Origin of the sequence: Aeromonas sp. 5HA1 (assembly GCF_029237245.1) — a bacterium.
Taxonomy (GTDB): domain Bacteria; phylum Pseudomonadota; class Gammaproteobacteria; order Enterobacterales; family Aeromonadaceae; genus Aeromonas; species Aeromonas salmonicida.
The window spans coordinates 48,921-66,267 of the sequence record NZ_JAACFW010000028.1; the positions used below are offsets into that span (position 1 = coordinate 48,921).

The 17,347-nt window shown below is 55.6% G+C and carries 11 protein-coding genes, 1 tRNA gene and 1 pseudogene; 8 read left to right on the plus strand and 5 right to left on the minus strand.

Annotation, left to right across the window (positions count from 1 at the left end; genetic code table 11):
* The first annotated feature begins 284 nt into the window (after positions 1 to 284).
* The 4 genes from GWQ27_RS19895 (at position 285) to GWQ27_RS19910 (ending at position 7,526) form a co-directional block, all read left to right on the plus strand.
* Positions 285 to 2,210 carry a RecQ family ATP-dependent DNA helicase gene (locus tag GWQ27_RS19895; RefSeq protein ID WP_275908151.1) on the plus strand — a complete coding sequence of 642 codons (1,926 nt, stop codon included), beginning with the start codon at positions 285 to 287 and terminating at the stop codon, positions 2,208 to 2,210.
* 568 nt (positions 2,211 to 2,778) lie between these two features.
* Entirely contained in the window at positions 2,779 to 4,701 is a 1,923-nt protein-coding gene (locus GWQ27_RS19900; protein WP_021138270.1) for a PrkA family serine protein kinase, read from the plus strand.
* Positions 4,702 to 4,726: 25 nt separating this feature from the next.
* Positions 4,727 to 5,998 (plus strand): YeaH/YhbH family protein, encoded by a 1,272-nt coding sequence (locus GWQ27_RS19905; RefSeq protein WP_058394461.1) that lies wholly within the window; start codon positions 4,727 to 4,729, stop codon positions 5,996 to 5,998.
* Positions 5,999 to 6,008: 10 nt separating this feature from the next.
* Positions 6,009 to 7,526, plus strand: coding sequence for a SpoVR family protein (locus tag GWQ27_RS19910; protein ID WP_169046198.1), 1,518 nt, complete (start codon positions 6,009 to 6,011; stop codon positions 7,524 to 7,526).
* Positions 7,527 to 7,585: 59 nt separating this feature from the next.
* Here the strand turns inward: GWQ27_RS19910 and fadR are convergent, their stop codons facing one another.
* Positions 7,586 to 8,299, minus strand: coding sequence for a fatty acid metabolism transcriptional regulator FadR (gene fadR, locus GWQ27_RS19915; protein WP_059113755.1), 714 nt, complete (start codon positions 8,297 to 8,299; stop codon positions 7,586 to 7,588).
* Positions 8,300 to 8,632: 333 nt separating this feature from the next.
* On the opposite strand from fadR, the gene nhaB reads away from it, so the two are divergent.
* On the plus strand, positions 8,633 to 10,213 hold the full coding sequence (gene nhaB, locus GWQ27_RS19920; protein ID WP_021138266.1) for a Na(+)/H(+) antiporter NhaB: 1,581 nt from the start codon (positions 8,633 to 8,635) through the stop codon (positions 10,211 to 10,213).
* Between the two features lie 35 nt (positions 10,214 to 10,248).
* Here the strand turns inward: nhaB and GWQ27_RS19925 are convergent.
* A pseudogene (locus GWQ27_RS19925) lies at positions 10,249 to 10,444 on the minus strand (IS1595 family transposase); the annotation flags it as partial.
* Positions 10,445 to 10,612: 168 nt separating this feature from the next.
* On the opposite strand from GWQ27_RS19925, the gene dsbB reads away from it, so the two are divergent.
* Complete coding sequence (gene dsbB / locus GWQ27_RS19930) at positions 10,613 to 11,134, plus strand: disulfide bond formation protein DsbB (protein WP_169046199.1); 522 nt, start codon at positions 10,613 to 10,615, stop codon at positions 11,132 to 11,134.
* Positions 11,135 to 11,384: 250 nt separating this feature from the next.
* Here the strand turns inward: dsbB and GWQ27_RS19935 are convergent, their stop codons facing one another.
* From GWQ27_RS19935 to uvrB, 3 genes are all read right to left on the minus strand, one after another.
* On the minus strand, positions 11,385 to 12,038 hold the full coding sequence (locus GWQ27_RS19935) for a DedA family protein (RefSeq protein WP_021138264.1): 654 nt from the start codon (positions 12,036 to 12,038) through the stop codon (positions 11,385 to 11,387).
* Between the two features lie 175 nt (positions 12,039 to 12,213).
* The gene (locus tag GWQ27_RS19940; RefSeq protein WP_087757344.1) at positions 12,214 to 12,438 is read right to left on the minus strand and encodes a DUF1232 domain-containing protein; all 225 of its coding nucleotides are present in this window, start codon (positions 12,436 to 12,438) and stop codon (positions 12,214 to 12,216) included.
* A gap of 41 nt (positions 12,439 to 12,479) precedes the next feature.
* Entirely contained in the window at positions 12,480 to 14,492 is a 2,013-nt protein-coding gene (gene uvrB, locus GWQ27_RS19945) for an excinuclease ABC subunit UvrB (protein ID WP_275908152.1), read from the minus strand.
* Positions 14,493 to 14,625: 133 nt separating this feature from the next.
* On the opposite strand from uvrB, the gene GWQ27_RS19950 reads away from it, so the two are divergent.
* Positions 14,626 to 14,701 (plus strand) — tRNA-Asn (locus GWQ27_RS19950).
* Positions 14,702 to 15,474: 773 nt separating this feature from the next.
* A complete protein-coding gene (locus tag GWQ27_RS19955) occupies positions 15,475 to 17,160 on the plus strand; it encodes an aspartate:alanine antiporter (RefSeq protein WP_021138261.1) in 1,686 nt (561 codons plus the stop codon).
* The last annotated feature ends 187 nt before the right edge of the window (positions 17,161 to 17,347 follow it).

Here is a 17,347-nt window from a genome sequence, read left to right on the forward strand (position 1 = left end):
TACACCAGGCGACACCCATGTCACAGGCTGGCGTCGTCTGCCCCGGCAAGCCTTCTATTGAGCCAGTCCGGAAACACACGGGGTTACGGACAAGGAATATCCCATCTGCAATCGCTTTTTTCCACATAATCACTGAAAAATATCCGGTTTACCTCACAAAAAAACTACAACAATGCGATAACACAATATCAACAGCGCCCAAATGGACGCTGTTTTCCTCTGAAGGGTAGTTCAGGCACTCCCGAGCGGTGGTATTATGGTGGTTTTGCACTGGAGTCCCTGCCATGATCTCATCCCTCTTGACCCGCCACTTCGGCTTCGACCAGTTAAGGCCCGGTCAGGAGGCGGTGATCAGCCGGTTGCTGGCAGGCCAGAGTGCGGCTGCCATCTTCCCCACCGGCTCCGGCAAATCCCTCTGTTATCAGCTGCCAGCACTCGCCCTGCCCCACCTGACCCTGGTGATCTCCCCCCTGATCGCGCTGATGCACGACCAGCTCGCTTTTCTCCACAGCAAAGGGATTGCTGCGGCTACCCTGGATTCGAGCCAGACACCGGAGGAAAGTCGCCGCGTGATGCAGCAGGTCAGTGACGGTCAGCTCAAGATCCTGATGATCTCGGTAGAGCGACTCAAGAACGAGCGCTTTCGTCGCTTCATCCAGCAGGTGCCGCTGTCGATGCTGGTGGTGGATGAAGCGCACTGCATCTCGGAGTGGGGCCACAACTTTCGACCCGACTACCTCAAGCTGCCGACTTATCGCCACGAGCTGAAGATACCTCAGGTACTGTTGCTGACCGCGACCGCCACCCCGGCTGTCATGACCGACATGCAGGCCAAATTCGACATCGAGGATGAGGGTCTGGTCGTCACCGGTTTTTATCGCGCCAACCTGGATCTGGCGGTCGTGCCGCTGCCCGCCGAGGCGCGTGATGACTGGCTGCAAGCAGAAGTACGACGAGAGCCTACGGCCCCCACCATCATCTATGTCACCTTGCAACACACGGCGCAGCATTGTGCCGACCTGCTGCTGCGGGCAGGGATCAGGGCAAGTGCCTATCACGCCGGGCTCGACTCGCCCCTGCGCAGCCAGATCCAGCATGACTTCATGGCTGGCAAGGTGGACTGCATTGTCGCCACCATCGCCTTTGGCATGGGGATCGACAAGGCTGATATTCGCCGGGTCATCCACTATGACTTGCCCAAATCCATCGAAAACTACAGTCAGGAAATTGGCCGTGCCGGGCGGGATGGGCTCCCTTCCCGCTGCATAGTGCTGGCCAATCGCGCACAGCTCCCCGTGCTGGAGAATTTCGTGTACGGGGATACGCCGGATCGCGCCGCCATAGTGACGCTGCTCGAGATCCTGCAGCAAAGCGGCAGCGAGTGGGAGTTTGGTCTGCTGCGTCTCTCCAACGACACCAACATACGTCAGTTACCGCTCAAGACCCTGCTGGTCTATCTGGAAATGGCGGGTGTCATCATGCCTGCCTACAGCTACTTCGCCGAATATCGCTTCAAGTTCATGCTGGACAAGGCCGAGATCCTGACCCGTTTCAATCCCGACCGACGCCAGTTTCTGGAGCAGCTGTTTGCCTGTGCACCGCAGGCCCGCAGCTGGTGCACCATGGACTTCGATGCCCTCTGGCAGGGTTATCAGGGGGAACGGCACCGTGCGGCAGCAGCCCTGGATTATCTGCAACAACAGGGCTGGATAGAGCTGGAGAGCAAGCAGATGACCGATGTCTATCGGGTGCTGCGCCAAGATGTTGATATCAATGCATTGGCAGACGAGCTCTATGCCCTGTTCGAGAAGAAGGAGTTGAGTGAACTGGCTCGGCTGCAGGCCTTGCTGGCCTTTTTTACATCAAGCCACTGCCTGAGTCAGGAGCTGGCCCGCTACTTTGCCGACGAGCAGGCACCCAGCAAATGCGGACACTGCTCCGTCTGCCGTGGCGAGGTTGCCGTACTGCCGCCACTGCCGACCCTCACCCGGCCCAACGAAAAGGGGTTGCGTTCCTGGTGCGATCCCCTGATAGCCTTGTGCCACACCAGCCATCCTCGCATTCTGACCCGTTTTCTGTGCGGTATCGCCACGCCATTGACCACCCGGGTCAAGGCAAAAAGCCTGGCGGGATTTGGCCAGCTGGCGGCGCATCCATTCGCCGAGGTGCTGGCAGCGGTATCACGGCTCTACCCCACCCCTGACAGTTGATCATGCCAGTGTACATCTACAACCCGCTGAAAAAATAAGACCCTCGCATATGCGAGGGTCAAGCCAACGGAAACGTGCTTAAACAGAGCTTTGTATCAGCAGCCATCACTCTCTTGCTAAAGCGATGGCTGCCGACACAGGGCCAATCTAGAGCAGCAAAAATGTAGCGTCAATGTAAAAATTAGAGCTTTAACACCAAACAAGTATCATTCCGCTGACGTAAACGTAATAGCCATTTCCATTCGATTTTCCTCCTTCCCTTGCCCCGTCTGCGTTACAGCCAACTGACCCGAACAATGCGTTGTCATTTCCATTTTTTGGCAAACATTTATTTTTTATCTCTTTGACATTTACCTCACTATCGTGGCAAAAATAATTTAACAGTCAGTAACATAGGTGTGTCACTGATTGCGCCTTCCCGCATCAGGATCGGGAAGTACCCTTGCAAATTTAAACCAATAGATGGTGATGGATTACTGGGGGCTGTTGACTAGGCTTAATGAGGTAAACAGAACAAAAGTAGTGATCCACTCTTTTCAGGGTAAGCGACTATAACGAGGGCAAAGTTATGGGCATCTTCGAGCATTATCAACAGCGATACGAGAAAGCCAGGGAAGAGGAGTACAGCATCCAGGAATTTCTGGATATGTGTAAGCAGGACAAAGCCTGCTACGCCTCCGCTGCCGAACGCTTGCTGGTCGCCATCGGCGAGCCGGAAATGATCGATACTTCGGTCAATCCCAGACTCAGTCGCCTTTTTTCCAACCGCGTCGTTGCACGCTATCCCGCCTTCAAAGATTTCTACGGCATGGAAGAGGCCATCGAGCAGATCGTCTCCTACCTCAAGCACTCGGCCCAGGGGCTGGAAGAGAAGAAGCAGATCCTCTATCTGCTGGGACCGGTTGGCGGCGGCAAATCCTCTCTGGCTGAGAAGCTCAAATCCTTGATGCAAAAAGTGCCTGTCTATCGCATCAAGGGCTCACCGGTCAATGACCACCCCTTCTGTCTGTTCGACATCGAAGAGGATGGCGAGCTGCTGGAAAAAGAGTACGGCATTCCGCGCCGCTATCTACGCCCCATCATGTCACCCTGGGTGGCCAAGCGACTGCACGAGTTCGGTGGCGACATCTCCAAGTTCAAGGTAGAGAAGGTCAACCCCTCCATCCTCGATCAGATTGCCATCGCTAAGACAGAACCGGGTGATGACAACAACCAGGATATCTCCTCTCTGGTCGGCAAGGTCGACATCCGCATGCTGGAGCATTATGCCCAGGATGATGCAGATGCTTACTCCTACTCAGGTGCGCTGTGCAAAGCGAACCAGGGGATCATGGAGTTCGTGGAGATGTTCAAAGCCCCCATCAAGGTGCTGCATCCTCTACTGACCGCAACCCAGGAAGGGAACTACAACGGCACAGAGGGGCTCTCCGCCCTACCCTTCGACGGTATATTGCTGGCTCACTCCAACGAATCAGAGTGGCAGCAGTTCCGTAACAACAAGAACAACGAGGCCTTCCTCGATCGGGTCTACATCGTCAAGGTGCCTTACTGCCTGCGCGTCTCGGAAGAGGTGAAGATCTACGAAAAACTGCTGATCAACAGCGAACTGACCGACGCCAAATGTGCCCCGGGCACACTGGAACTGCTGGGTCAGTTCTCCGTCCTCTCGCGTCTGAAAGAGCCGGAAAACTCCAGCCTCTACTCCAAGATGCGGGTCTATGATGGCGAGAGCCTGAAAGACACGGATCCCAAGGCCAAGAGCTATCAGGAGTACCGTGACTACGCCGGTGTGGATGAGGGCATGAATGGTCTCTCCACCCGTTTTGCGTTCAAGATCCTCTCTCGCGTTTTCAACTTCGACCACGCGGAAGTGGCGGCCAACCCGGTACACCTTTTCTATGTGCTGGAGCAGCAGATAGAGCGTGAGCAGTTCCCGCAGGAGCTGCACGATCGCTACCTTGAGTTCATCAAGGGCTATCTGACGCCGCGCTATGTGGAGTTCATTGGCAAGGAGATCCAGACCGCCTACCTCGAATCCTATTCGGAGTACGGCCAGAACATCTTCGATCGCTACGTCACCTATGCCGACTTCTGGATCCAGGATCAGGAGTACCGTGACCCCGAGACTGGCCAGCTGTTTGACCGCGCGTCGCTCAACAGCGAGCTGGAGAAGATTGAAAAACCCGCCGGGATCAGCAACCCGAAAGATTTCCGCAACGAAATCGTCAACTTCGTGCTGCGAGCCCGGGCCAACAATGCAGGCCGTAACCCCAACTGGACCAGTTACGAGAAGCTGCGCACCGTGATCGAGAAGAAGATGTTCTCCAACACGGAAGAGCTGCTGCCGGTTATCTCCTTCAACAGCAAAACCTCGGCTGAGGAGCAGAAGAAGCACGATAACTTTGTCGAACGGATGATGGAGAAAGGCTACACCCGCAAACAGGTGCGACTGCTCTCCGAATGGTATCTCAGGGTACGCAAGTCATCCTGACCCTGCCGTGGTTCAAGGGGGAGTTATGGCGCATTTTATCGACCGCAGGCTCAACGGCAAAAACAAAAGCGCTGTCAATCGGCAGCGCTTCATCCGCCGCTACAAGAAGCAAATAAAACAAGCGGTCTCGGATGCTGTCTCCAAGCGCAGCATTCAGGACGTGGACAAGGGCGAGAGCATCAGCATACCGACCAAGGATATAGGCGAACCCCATTTCCATCAGGGGCAAGGCGGTAAGCGGGAAATGGTGCATCCCGGCAATGACCAGTTCGTCTCCGGTGACAAGATTGACCGTCCCAAAGGAGGGGGCGGTGGTCAGGGAGCGGGCGAAGGTCAGGCATCCAATCAGGGGGAAGGCGAAGATGACTTCGTGTTCCAGATCTCCAAGGATGAGTATCTGGATCTGCTGTTTGAAGATCTGGAGCTGCCTCGCTTGCAGAAAACCCAGCTCAACCAGTTGATGGAGATGAAGACCTACCGGGCGGGCTACACTTCCAACGGAGTGCCAGCCAATATCAACGTGGTGCGTTCTCTGCAAAACTCGCTGGCGCGGCGCATGGCACTGCAAGCCGGCAAGAAACGCCAGTTGCATGAACTGGAAGAGAGGATGGCCCTGCTGGCAACCGATCCCAACGAGCATTTCGCCGAAATCGCCCTGCTTGAGAAGGAGATCCGAGAACTGAAACGGCGGATCTCAGCTGTGCCCTTCATCGACACCTTCGATCTCAAGTTCAACAACTTTGTCAAACGGCCCGTGCCGTCCAGCCAGGCAGTGATGTTCTGCCTGATGGACGTATCGGGTTCCATGGATCAAGCCACCAAGGAGATGGCAAAGCGCTTCTATATACTGCTCTACCTGTTCCTGAGCCGGACCTACAAGAACGTGGAAGTGGTCTACATTCGCCATCACACCCAGGCCAAGGAAGTGGACGAACACGAGTTCTTCTATTCCCAGGAAACGGGTGGCACCATAGTCTCCAGCGCACTCAAGATGATGAACGACATCATCAACGAGCGTTACCCGGCCAACCAGTGGAACATCTATGCGGCGCAAGCGTCCGATGGTGACAACTGGGCTGATGATTCGCCGCAATGCCGGGAGATCCTGACCCGGGATATCATGCCGCGGGTGCGGTACTACTCCTATATAGAGATCACCACCCGCGCCCACCAGACCCTGTGGCACGAGTACGAGTCGGTGGCCAGCCAGTTCCCCCACTTCGCGATGGAGCACATTCGCAAGGTCGAGGATATTTATCCGGTATTCCGGGAGCTGTTCAAGAAGCAAGCGGCGTGAGGGAAGTCATATGGTAGAAACCGCAAGAAAAATACCGCCATTGGACGATGGCCCGGATTGGAACTTCGATCTGCTGGAGACTTATCATCAGGAGATAGCCCGGGTCGCCAGGTTCTATCGACTGGATACTTACCCCAATCAGATCGAGGTGATCACCGCCGAGCAGATGATGGATGCCTACTCCAGTGTCGGTATGCCCATCGGCTATCAACACTGGTCATTTGGCAAACGCTTCATCCATACCGAACGCAACTACAAGCGCGGTCAGATGGGGCTGGCCTATGAGATCGTCATCAACTCGGATCCCTGCATCGCTTACCTGATGGAGGAGAACACGATGCCGATGCAGGCGCTGGTCATGGCGCACGCCTGTTATGGTCACAACTCTTTTTTCAAAAACAACTATCTGTTCAAAACCTGGACCGATGCCTCCTCCATCATCGACTATCTGCTGTTTGCCAAAAACTACATCACCGAATGCGAAGAGAAACACGGCATCGATGCGGTGGAAAAGTTGATCGACTCCTGTCATGCCCTGATGAACTTCGGAGTGGACCGTTACAAGCGGCCCCAGAAGATCTCGCTGGCAGAGGAGAAGCGTCGCCAGAAGGCACGGGAAGATTATCTGCAGACTCAGGTGAACGAGCTGTGGCGCACCCTGCCCAAGCAGCACAAGGCCTCCGGTGTTGAAGACAGACGCTATCCGGTTGAGCCCCAGGAGAACATTCTCTACTTCATCGAGAAGAATGCCCCTCTGCTCGAACCCTGGCAGCGCGAGATAGTGCGCATAGTGCGCAAGATCAGCCAGTACTTCTACCCGCAGAAACAGACTCAGGTGATGAATGAAGGCTGGGCCACCTTCTGGCACTACACCATCCTCAACCACCTGTATGACGAGGGCAAGATCAGCGATCGCTTCATGATAGAGGTGCTGCACAGCCACACCAACGTGGTGTACCAGCCCCCCTACAACAGCCGCTACTACTCGGGGATCAACCCCTACGCCCTTGGCTTTGCCATGTTCACTGATCTGCGCCGCATTTGCGAAAACCCGACCGAGGAGGACAGATACTGGTTCCCCGATTATGCCGGCACCAACTGGGTTGATACCCTGCATTTTGCCATGCAGAACTTCAAGGACGAGAGCTTCATCAGTCAGTTCCTCAGCCCCAAGGTGATGCGGGAGATGAAGCTGTTCGCCATCGACGATGATGACTTGAAGAACTATCTCAAGGTATCTGCCATTCACAATGAGGAGGGTTATCGGCTGGTACGCAATACCCTGTCAGCTCAATACAACTTGAGCAACCTGGAGCCCAATATTCAGGTCTATAACGTGGCGGTGAAGGGAGATCGCTCATTGACCCTGCGCTATGTGCCGCACAACCGGATCCCCCTTGGAGATTCACGCCACGAGGTGCTCAAGCATCTGCACCAGCTGTGGGGATTCGATGTGTTGCTGGAGCAGGATAACGGCGACTTGCCTGCCGACATCATAGGTCGCTGCCCTGACAAAAAACCGCTCTGAGACCACATTCAACCATAAAAAAACGCGCCAGAAGGCGCGTTTTCTCTTTGCATCAACAATCAGTTGTCACACAGATTGCTCGGCATGTCCTGGCGCAGACGGGTCCACAACTTGCCAGACTCGATACCGTACTGGCGTACCGTCATGAACACGGCTTCATGATTCTTGGTCTCGGCCAACCCCAACAAGACCTTGTAGTAGGCATCCGCCGTTTCACGAGCCTGCTTGTCAGAGAAATAGTAACGTCCGACCCGGCTATACAATCCCTTGAAACCATTGAGGATCAGGGCATAGATAGGATTGCCGGAGGCAAAGGCGAGCTGGTGATGCAGACGATAATCAAACTCCGCATACGCTTCCGGGGTACTGTCTACCGCATTGGCACCGCGCAGTATCTCGGCTGCTTGATCCGGGTTGTTGCGAATGGCACCACGAATGAAGATGGTGCAGATGTTGGTTCGTGCCGACAGCAACTGCGCCACCAGATCCGGCACCTTGTCCTGATCCAGACGGGCCAAGGTTTCCAGGATGTTGAGACCCGAGGTCTCCCAGAAATTGTTTACCTTGGTCGGCTTGCCATGCTGGATAGTGAGCCAGCCATCGCGGGCCAGACGCTGAAGCACTTCGCGCAAGGTAGTACGAGTCACCCCGATAAGCTCGGACAGCTCACGCTCGGCCGGCAGTATGGATCCTGGAGGAAAGCGATTGTTCCAGATGGACTCGATGATGTATTCCTCGGCAAACCCTGCAGGGCTCTGCGCTTTTATGACCATGTAGTGACTCTGTTTAGTGCGTAAAAAGGCCCACGAATAATAGCAAAGCAGAAAAGGCTGGCAAGCAGAAGGTCAGTCCTCTGCTCACATAAGCCGAACTTGATGTTAAATAAATGTATTGAATATCGAGAAAGGTGCCAAGCAACGCCACCCCCTGTCGATAAAACAGACATTATCTTGGGCAAGGGGCACTATGTTATTTATAGTTAGTGCTCTTTTTGATTAAAATCATGAAGAATCAATCTGATATGGGACAGCATCCGGATATTTAAGGACGAGTCTGTCTTGACTGCACAGAAGCAGACACCAACAACGAAACAGAGATCCATTATTATGCCAATCAGCTTAGGGAACGCATTTGCCAAGAACTTTTTGGGTCATGCGCCAAAGTGGTACAAGAGCGCAATTCTGTTATTTCTGGTGATCAACCCGATCGCCTTTTATCTCGATCCCTTTGCTGCCGGCTGGCTGCTGGTCGTCGAATTTATCTTCACCCTGGCAATGGCGCTCAAATGCTACCCACTGCAGCCCGGCGGCCTGCTGGCCATTGAAGCCGTACTCATCGGCATGACCTCGGCAGAGCAGGTCAAACATGAACTGGTGGCCAACATTGAAGTGCTGCTGCTGCTGGTGTTTATGGTGGCAGGCATCTACTTCATGAAGCAACTACTGCTCTATGTGTTCACCAAGATGCTGATCCGGATCCGTTCCAAGACGCTGCTCTCTCTGGCGTTCTGTCTGGTGTCAGCCTTTCTGTCAGCCTTCCTTGACGCCCTGACCGTGATCGCCGTAGTGATCAGTGTGGCGACCGGTTTCTACGCTATCTACCACAAGGTGTCGTCTGGCAAGAGTTTTGGTCATGAACATGACCACACCCATGATCAGGAGGTGCAGGAGGATCACCATCAGGCGCTCGAGCAATTTCGTGCCTTTCTTCGCAGCCTGATGATGCACGCAGCCATAGGGACGGCACTGGGAGGGGTTTGTACTCTGGTGGGTGAGCCGCAAAACCTCATCATCGGCGAGCAGGCGGGTTGGTATTTTGGTGAATTCGCTATTCGTATGGCCCCCGTCTCTCTGCCTGTTTTTATCTGTGGTCTGCTTACCTGCGTGCTGGTGGAGAAGATGGGATGGTTTGGCTATGGCGCCAAATTACCCAACTCGGTACGCATGATCATGGAAGAGTACAACCGTCATGAGGATGCCAAACGCACTCCTCAGGACAAAGCCAAGCTGATGGTACAGGCGCTGATTGCTATCTGGCTGATCATCGGCCTCGCCATGCATTTGGCCGCCGTTGGGCTGATCGGGCTGTCAGTCATAGTGCTGGCAACCTCACTGACCGGCATTACCGATGAGCACTCGCTGGGCAAAGCATTCCAGGAGGCACTGCCCTTCACCGCCCTGCTCGCCGTCTTCTTCAGCGTGGTCGCCGTCATCATCGATCAGCAGCTGTTCAGACCGGTTATCCAGTGGGTACTGGCCGCAGAGCCGGACGATCAACTCGCCCTCTTCTATCTGGCTAACGGCCTGCTCTCCATGGTCAGTGACAACGTCTTCGTCGGCACTGTTTACATCAACGAGGTGAAAACAGCACTGCTCAACAATGCCATCAGTCGCGAACAGTTCGACCTGCTGGCGGTTGCCATCAATACAGGTACCAACCTGCCCTCAGTGGCGACCCCCAATGGTCAGGCTGCCTTCCTGTTCATGCTGACCTCGGCACTGGCCCCCCTGTTGCGACTCTCCTATGGTCGCATGGTGTGGATGGCGCTGCCTTACACCCTGGTGCTGGGGCTGGTCGGTTTCTTCGCGGTGGAACTGCTGCTTGCACCTACCACAGAGTGGTTCTATCAGGCCGGGTGGATCCTGCCTCACAGCGTTGCACCTGCTGCACTACCTGCACTGCACTAAAGACCAAGGGCCCCTGCGGGCCCTTTCTTTTTTGGCTATGTCCCAATTACGTGTTGCATGGGGTGCCCCAGAGTCTCGTGCAAACACGCTTTGATATTTCCCCCTTCCGTAACGTTCCAGCATCCTGCGCCAACCCGGATAATTTCCCAGGCAATGGGTCGCCAAACCGTGGCATCACTCAATCCGTTCTTTCAACTGACGGTGCTACTTGTTCACATGTTGGATCTGGTATCCGCTCAACTTGACGGTTACGCGCTGTCTTCAAAGCCATCACCTACCAAGATAAGCCTTAAAACAAACAATGGATTCGTCTCACCATGCGGGATTGGGACAGCACCTTTCTTTTTATCCCCTGCTCTGCTCTAATTCAGCCACTGTTTTTTCTGTGAGATCAACCAGATGATTGAGTTCCTGCGTCGTATTGCCGCCCATCGACTGGCATGGGGTCTGCTTGCCGCGTCCGCTTTGTTCCTTGAGTTGAGTGCCCTCTTCTTCCAATATGTGCTGGGTCTGCACCCATGTGTCATGTGCGTGTACGAGCGCCTTGCCATCCTGGGGGTACTCTCGGCAGGCTTGCTCGGCATGGTGGCACCAGAGAAGTGGTATCTCCGCTGGAGTGCCCTCTTGCTCTGGGGCTACAGTGCCTTCCGTGGCCTTCAGCTGGCACTGAAGCACGTGGATTATCAGATGAATCCTTCCCCATTCAACGTCTGCAGCCCTTTTGCCGACTTCCCCAGCTGGGCTCCTCTCGATCAGTGGCTGCCCTGGCTATTCTTCCCGGATGGAGATTGCAGCGAGATCAGCTGGCAATTCCTGAGCTTCTCCATGCCTCAGTGGCTTGTCGCCATCTTCGCCGCCTACCTGCTGGTGTTTGCGGTCGTGACCATAGGCAATCTGGTCAAGGGGCGATGCTGCAGTTAATCCAGAGTAGCAAGCAGAAAAAGGGAGCCATTGGCTCCCTTTTTCAATCAACTTCTATGACCTCACCCGCTTCCTACACCCCTTCTTCATGGGGCTGAATACCATCTTTGCCGCCTGCCTCTGGCGTTTGTGATCCTGGCTATCAGCAACCGGTTCAAGGGGCACCCATGCGGCCGAGCCAGTGTTCACACAATAAAAATGGGAGCCAGTGGCTCCCATTTTTATGACCTGCCCGTCAGCGATGCGCCGATCAGGATGCTGCCTTGCTGGCATGCATCCTGGCCTTTGCCATGCCGATGACCATGGGCAACAAGGAAATAAAGATGATGCCGAAGATGAGCAGCGTAAAGTTCTGACGCACCACGGGCAAGTTGCCAAAGAAGTGGCCGGCATACACGAAGGAAATAACCCACAGCAGCCCCCCCACCAGGTTGAATACCAGGAAGCGCGGATAGGTCATGGCCCCCATGCCTGCAACGAAGGGAGCAAAGGTGCGCACGATCGGCAGGAAACGGGTGATGATTATGGTCTTGCCACCATGGCGATCGTAAAAGGCGTGAGTCTTGTCCAGATAATCCCGACGGAAGATTTTGGAGTCAGGGTTGCGGAACAGCTGCTCGCCGAAGAAGTGACCAATGGTGTAGTTGACCACGTTGCCAAGCACGGCAGCGATGATCAGCAGGGCCGCCAGGGTATGTACATCCAGCACACTGCCCACTGTGAGGGCACCGGCAGCAAACAGCAGTGAGTCACCCGGCAGGAAGGGAGTGACCACCAGCCCTGTCTCGCAGAAGATGATCAGGAACAGGATGGCATAAACCCAGACGCCATAGTTTTCAAAAAGTTCTCTCAAATGCACGTCAACGTGCAGAATAAAGTCAATCGCAAACAGGATCAGATCCATTTTTTCATACTCATGAAGTGAACGGCGTGGAGTCTACGCCAATGCATTCAGGGTCACAATCTCCCCATTGCGCTCTTTTTAATCAACGAAAGGCGAAACTCAATCGATTCCCTTTTTATCCAAAAAATCATAAATAACTAACGCCTGTTCACCCTTGATTAAGGGGGAAACTGGTTCAGTCTCGTTTATCCAGTGTCAGCCTGACATGTTCGGGCAGGCACTTCTCCCATCCCCACAATAAAAGCAGCAGCAGGGTCAGGTCATCACACCAGCCAAGCAGGGGGACCACATCGGGGATGAGATCTACCGGACTGAGGCCATAGAGCAGGATAAGGATCACCAGCCCCTTGGCCCACCAGGGAGTGGCAGGATGGCGAAAGCCCTGATAGAGACGGCGCATGCGCCGCCAGATGAGCCAGCGTTTGCCATTCGGCTTGTTGTTCAACTCTCGATCAACTCGTGGCGCAGCCGCTGGATCTGATCTCGCAGCGCCGCTGCCTGCTCGAACTCCAGATCCCGGGCATGCTGGAACATCTGCTCTTCCATCCGCTTGATCTCTTTTGCGATCTCGCCAGCGGAGCGAACATGGTACTCCCCTTGTGGCTCGGCAGCCTTGCGACCTCCCCTGCCCGTCTTGCCTGCACTGCGGCTGCCCCCCATGTCCATCACATCCCCCACCGACTTGTTGAGCCCTTTGGGGATTATGCCGTGTTCGAGGTTATGGGCATGCTGCAGGGTGCGACGACGCTCCGTCTCTTCGATGGCCACTCTCATGGAGTTGGTGATGGAATCCCCGTACAGGATCACCTTGCCGTTGAGGTTGCGAGCGGCGCGGCCAATGGTCTGAATGAGAGAGCGCGTGGAGCGCAGGAAGCCCTCTTTGTCCGCATCCAGGATGGCCACCAGAGAGACCTCCGGCATGTCGAGGCCCTCTCGCAGCAGGTTGATGCCGACCAGCACGTCAAACTTGCCGAGGCGCAGATCGCGAATGATCTCCACCCGCTCTACGGTATCGATATCCGAGTGCAGGTAGCGCACTCTAACGTCATGATCCGCCAGATATTCTGTCAAATCCTCCGACATCCGCTTGGTGAGGGTCGTCACCAGCACCCTCTCCTCCATCGCGACCCGCAGCCGGATCTCGGAGAGCAGATCGTCCACCTGGGTGGTCACCGGGCGCACTTCTATCTCGGGATCGAGCAAACCGGTCGGGCGAACCACCTGCTGCACCACGTCATCGCCGGATTTGCCCAGCTCGTAGGGGCCAGGGGTAGCCGAGACAAACACCGTCTGCGGCATCAGGGCCTCGAACTCATCGAACTTGAGGGGCCGGTTGTCGAGTGCCGAGGGCAGACGAAAGCCGTACTCCACCAGCGTCTCCTTGCGGGATCTGTCCCCTTTGAACATGGCGCCGATCTGCGGCACCGTCACGTGGGATTCGTCGATGATGAGCAGGCCATCCCCTGGCAGGTAGTCAAACAGGGTGGGCGGCGGCTCCCCCGGTGCACGACCGGAGAGGTAGCGGCTGTAGTTCTCGATACCGGAGCAGTAGCCCAGCTCCTGCATCATCTCCATGTCGAACTGGGTGCGCTGGCTGATGCGCTGCTCCTCCACAAGCTTGTTGAGAGACAGCAGCTGTTCCCGGCGGCTTTTCAACTCCTCCTTTATATGTTCGATGGCACCCAGAATGGTTTCGCGCGGGGTGGCGTAGTGGGTCTTGGGATAGATGGTGTAGCGCACCACCGTCTGTTCGATGGCACCGGTCAGGGGATCGAACTGGGAGAGCCGCTCCACCTCTTCATCAAACAGCTCCACGCGCAGCGCCAGCTTGTCCGACTCGGCGGGGTAGATGTCGATCACCTCTCCCCTCACCCGAAAGGTGCCGCGCTGGAATGCCATGTCATTGCGGGTGTATTGCAGCTCGGCGAGGCGACGCAGTATATCCCGCTGGTTGATCACGTCCCCGACTTTGAGGTGCAACATCATGCTGAGGTAAGCCTGGGGGTCACCCAGACCATAGATGGCCGACACGGACGCGACTATGATGACATCCCGCCGCTCCAGCAGCGCCTTGGTGGCCGACAACCGCATCTGTTCGATGTGATCGTTGATGGAGGCATCTTTCTCGATGAAGGTGTCCGTGGTCGGTACATAGGCCTCGGGCTGGTAGTAGTCGTAGTAGGAGACGAAATACTCCACCGCATTCTCGGGGAAAAACTCCTTCATCTCGCCATAGAGCTGGGCAGCCAGCGTCTTGTTGGGGGCCATGATCATGGTGGGGCGGTTCAGGGTCGCGATCACGTTGGCCATGGTGAAGGTCTTGCCCGAACCTGTCACCCCGAGCAGGGTCTGATGGGCCAGGCCGGATTCGATGCCATCAAGCAGACGGGCGATCGCCTCTGGCTGATCCCCTGCAGGTTGAAACTGGCTGGCCAACTGAAATAACTTGCTCATGACAACTCCCGGCAAAAAACGGCAAGGAAGAAGTGTACTCCGAGTTGGGGTGGCCTGGGTATCCACTCTCCTGCCCAAGCGGCTATTGACCTCAAAAAGCGACCTCTGTATGATGCCCCTCCTTGCCTGATGTTCCCCCGTAGTTCAGTCGGTAGAACGGCGGACTGTTAATCCGTATGTCACTGGTTCAAGTCCAGTCGGGGGAGCCAATTCCTCACCATCTCGGTGCAAGTTATCCACTTTAGTGCTTTCCTCTGCCGATTTTAATGCACAAGCCGCTCACTGAGGTCACATCCCCCATTTGTCTCCCTGTCCATGCCAGCAGCGTTTTGTTCTGTTGCGCCTAACTATTTGATTTTTATAGAAACATTTTTATTCCGGTATTTTTTGAACAGCCCTTGCAACCCAGTATTGGCGCGGCCTGCAGCCTGATCGCCAAGTTTCACACACAGGGTTATCCACAGAATCTGTGGGTAAGTCAGTCAAACCCAGTCACTGCCTAGCTTGGCAGGCCATTGCCATCGACCGGCTCCGATTTCTCTTCCCAACCTCATTTTCTGCTGTTTTTGAGTGCCCCCCCAAATGGGTCGACACTCCGGCCATCAGATGCCTTTTCCAGATATCTTTTCGCTATCCCGCGAGCAGTAGGTCAGCATCCGTACCTGCCCCTTGAACCGGTTCCTGGCTCAACCCCCGTTCTTCAGTCAGATATGCTGAAAAACTGCGAAACGACTCTCCCAAACAGCAGGGAATAAATTTTCAAGCAGGTCATGCGGACAAGGATCACAGATAGCAGGAATCACTAATTGACAGCGGGGCAGACAGCGCGAAATAGAGCGGATCTTCCTGGTTGCCTCGTGTTTTCCCTCAACCAAGGGGCAGCAAGGCAGCTTGCTACCGATTAATCCTCCTTTGGCGCTTCTTTATTGGTAAGGGATCCGGCACAATATCGGCCCCACTTTTTTCCTCGGTTTTTCCGGGCATGACCATAGATTTCGTGACACTGTTACATCAAAGCGACTCCCTGCTGCTGTTCGTGGTACTGGCCTTCGGCCTGTTGCTCGGCAAAGTCAGGCTCGGCAATTTCCAGATTGGCAACACCATAGGCGTGCTGTTTACCGCCCTGCTGTTCGGCCAGATGGGTTTCGAGTTCACCGCCACCACGGAGAACGTCGGCTTCATGCTGTTCATTTTCTGCGTGGGGATAGAAGCGGGACCGCACTTTTTCAGCGTCTTCCTGCGGGACGGCATTCACTACATCACCCTCACTCTGGTGATCCTGCTGACGGCGCTGCTGCTGACAGTGGGGCTGGCCAAGTTCTTCAACCTGGGGCCAGGCATGGCCGCCGGGATCCTGGCGGGCTCGCTCACCTCAACCCCGGCCCTGGTTGGTGCGCAGGATGCCCTGCGCAGCGGCCTGCTCAACCTGCCTCACAAAACAGACATGCAGTCCGTGCTCGACAACATGGGCATTGGCTATGCGCTGACCTATCTGGTCGGCCTGGTAGGTCTGATGCTGGTGGTGCGCTACCTGCCTTCACTGGCCAGGCTGGATTTGAGCACAGAAGCGCAGAAAATCGCTCGTGAACGTGGACTGTCGGACAACGAAAGCCGCAAAACCTACCTCCCCATCATCCGTGCCTATCGGGTCGGCCCCGAGCTGGCAGCCTGGATTGGTGGTCGTACCCTGCGGGAAACCGGTATCTATCCCCACACCGGCTGCTATGTGGAGCGGATCCGCCGCAACGGCATACTGGCAAGCCCGGATGGTGATGCCGTCATCCAGGAAGGGGACGAGATCGCCCTGGTAGGCTATCCGGAAAGCCACGAGAAACTCGACGTCAATTACCGTAACGGTAAAGAGGTGTTCGACCGCAACCTGCTGGACCTTCAGATAGTTACCGAAGAGATAGTGGTAAAAAACGATGGCGTAGTCGGGCGCCATCTGGTGGAGCTCAACCTCACCGAGAAGGGCTGCTTCCTCAACCGGGTGGTACGGTCCCAGATAGAGATGCCGTTTGATCGCAACATCATGCTACAAAAAGGTGACGTGCTGCAGATCAGCGGCGAGAAGCAGCGGGTCAAGCTGCTGGCCAACAAGATCGGCTTTATCAGTATCCACAGCCAGACCACGGATCTGGTCGCCTTCACCACCTTCTTCGTGCTGGGCCTGCTGATTGGCTCCGTCTCCCTGGTATTCGGCCAGCTCGAGTTTGGTCTGGGCAATGCCGTCGGCCTGCTGCTGGCAGGGATCCTGATGGGCTACCTGCGCGCCAACCACCCCACAGTCGGCTATGTGCCGCCCGGGGCATTGCGTCTGGCCAAGGATCTGGGGCTCGCCGTCTTCATGGTGAGCACGGGTCTGAAAGCCGGTGGCGGCATCCTCGATCACCTGAGTGAAGTGGGTATGGTGGTGCTCTTCTCCGGCATGCTGGTGACCACCTTGCCGGTACTGGTGGGCTATCTGTTCGGAGTCTGGGTGCTGAAGATGAACCCGGCACTGCTGCTGGGTGCCATCACGGGGGCCCGCACCTGCGCCCCGGCCATGGACGTGGTGAACGAAGCGGCCAACAGCTCCATTCCGGCGCTCGGTTATGCGGGTACCTATGCGGTGGCCAACGTCATGTTGACCCTGGCGGGGTCCTTCATCATCGGCTTCTGGTTCTAACGCCACATCGGATTTGCTGCAATAAAAGGGGAGCCGTTATGGTTCCCCTTTTATATTTCACTGTCCCGTCCTGAATATGGTTTACACCTTTCCCCCACATAAACGGAGAGCCCGATGGGACAAGGTGTGAAACGGACACAGCGCGATTACTCGCTGACTTTTAAACTGGCGCTGGTCGAGCAGATTG